The sequence below is a fragment of the Parablautia sp. Marseille-Q6255 genome, from assembly GCF_951230155.1.
Classification (GTDB): domain Bacteria; phylum Bacillota; class Clostridia; order Lachnospirales; family Lachnospiraceae; genus Choladousia.
The window spans coordinates 1-2,019 of sequence record NZ_CATNVD010000037.1 but is presented as its reverse complement, the minus strand read 5'-3'; the positions used below and the strand labels follow the sequence as shown (position 1 = coordinate 2,019).

The following is a 2,019-nucleotide window of genomic DNA, read 5'->3' as shown; positions in this document are numbered from 1 at the left end:
ATGATGAGATAACACGGCGTGTAAATGCAAGCAATGAAGATGCGCTTCTGAAATCATTGTTTTTAATATTTTGGATATTTTTTGATGATGAAATGAAATAAAAGAAAGGAGCCAGCCTCCGGCCGGGGCAAGGTGTACACGGGCTTCTTGAGGAAAATGGAAAATAGAAAAAAGAAAATTAAATGTGAATTATATCGTGATTCGATGCAGAATTACAAAAAATATGCAATTCCGCCAGCGCAGCTTATTATTGCTGATGTTCCGTACAATGTTGGAAAGAATTTCTATGGTTCAAATCCATCTTGGTATATCGGCGGGGACAACAAGAATGGAGAAAGTAAACTTGCAGGAAAGGCGGCTTTCAATTCCGACTTCAATTTTAATCTCTATGAGTATTTTCATTTTTGTTCGAAAATGCTGAAAAAAGAAGATACAAGGCCAATAAAGAGAGGCAGGAGTAGTAATTCTCCATGCATGATCGTATTTTGTTCGTTCGAGCAGATACAGACGCTTATCAAAGCGGCAGAGAAGCATGGATTTGTGCATTACATACCACTTGTATTTTGTAAGAATTACAGCCCGCAAGTCTTAAAGGCAAATATGCGGATTGTAGGGGCGACAGAATACGCGCTTGTTCTTTATCGGGATAGACTTCCGAAGTTCAGAAACGGCGTGCAGACAGATGAAAACGGAAAGAACATTCCGGGGACAGGACATATGATATTTAACTGGTTTGCGTGGAAAAAAGACGGGAAAGATATCCCAAAAATCCATCCAGCGCAGAAGCCGGTCAAGGTTCTGAAACAGTTAATTGAGATTTTTACAGATGAGGGCGATGTGGTAATTGATCCGTGTGCAGGAAGTGGTAGCACGTTACGCGCTGCAAAGGAATTGGGAAGAAGTGCTTTTGGATTTGAGATTGACAGAAATTTTTACGAGAAAGCCCAAAAAGAAATGCTGAATTTTAAGACAATACAGCAAATGAGTTTTGAAGATATTTTAGAACCGTATATACAGAAATGAGATAAGCAATGATTGATGTAATCGTAAATATAGCGATCGGTAATTGATGTATTCAGTTGTTGTATTGATTTTTAATTGATGTAATCGATTGATGCAAGTAGAAAGGGGATATTTGATGATTGACGTAATAATAAACATAGCGCTCGGCATCTCGGCAGTGATCGGAATATGTGTGATCGCGCCGGCGGCGACGGTGGCGTGGATGTGGTGGAAGGAACGGAATGATGAGTAAAGAAAACTACGAAACGTGTGCGCACATAAAATCAATCGGGCAGATTGCGGTGTATGTTACGCCGTCCTGCCCGCAGGCGACGCAGATTAAGGGGCATCTGGTAAGCAGCAAAGAGCGTTGCCGGAGATGCAAGGTGTTTAAGGAGAGGAGTGATGGAGATGAACAGAGAAATTTTATTTAAAGCAAAGCGAAAAGATAATGGCGAATGGGTGGAAGGGTGTCTTGTAATAGACCAATCTCGGCCTAACATCTTTAAATATCGGATACAACCAATTGAATCAGGTGCGTTATATGCACCACCTATAAATCCAGACACCCTCTGCCAGTATACAGGACTTACCGACAAGAGCGGAAATAAGATTTGGGAGAATGATATTTTGATAGGCCATGGAAACGAAGATGATTTGGTGAGAGTTGTATTTGGAGAATTTAATGTAATCGATACCGAGACATTAGAAGTTGTTGATAGAGTTATCGGATGGCAAACGGAAGTGATTGAAACAGATGCGTTGAGCAAATGTGAACCATTTTGCCTTCCGATGCCATTGACGGATTTCTACATCAACCGAAGCGATTATAAAGTATTCGGAAACATTTTTGATAATTCAGAGTTGTTGGAGGGATAAAGATGAAATACACAGAACGTCACGGCGGTATCGCCGTGATCAAAGACAAAACAAATCACAAAGAAGTAATGGAACGTCTGGCAAGGTTCGAGGAGTGCGCAGGTTTGGAGGAGAAGATTTGCGATGAATATTGCAGGT

General features: G+C 40.9%; 3 protein-coding genes. All 3 read left to right on the top strand.

Annotated features, from left to right (window positions below; translation table 11 throughout):
• Nucleotides 1-156: 156 nt before the first annotated feature.
• The 3 genes from QOX44_RS17960 (at nucleotide 157) to QOX44_RS17950 (ending at nucleotide 1,881) form a co-directional block, all read left to right on the top strand.
• Nucleotides 157-1,023, top strand: a complete 867-nt coding sequence (locus QOX44_RS17960) for a DNA-methyltransferase (protein ID WP_283685202.1) — start codon at nucleotides 157-159, stop codon at nucleotides 1,021-1,023.
• A gap of 221 nt (nucleotides 1,024-1,244) precedes the next feature.
• Nucleotides 1,245-1,436: a hypothetical protein gene (locus QOX44_RS17955; protein ID WP_283685200.1), complete on the top strand. Its 192-nt coding sequence runs from the start codon at nucleotides 1,245-1,247 to the stop codon at nucleotides 1,434-1,436.
• The gene (locus QOX44_RS17950) at nucleotides 1,408-1,881 is read left to right on the top strand and encodes a YopX family protein (protein WP_283685198.1); all 474 of its coding nucleotides are present in this window, start codon (nucleotides 1,408-1,410) and stop codon (nucleotides 1,879-1,881) included. The genes QOX44_RS17955 and QOX44_RS17950 overlap by 29 nt, the downstream gene beginning before the upstream one ends.
• Nucleotides 1,882-2,019 lie beyond the last annotated feature (138 nt).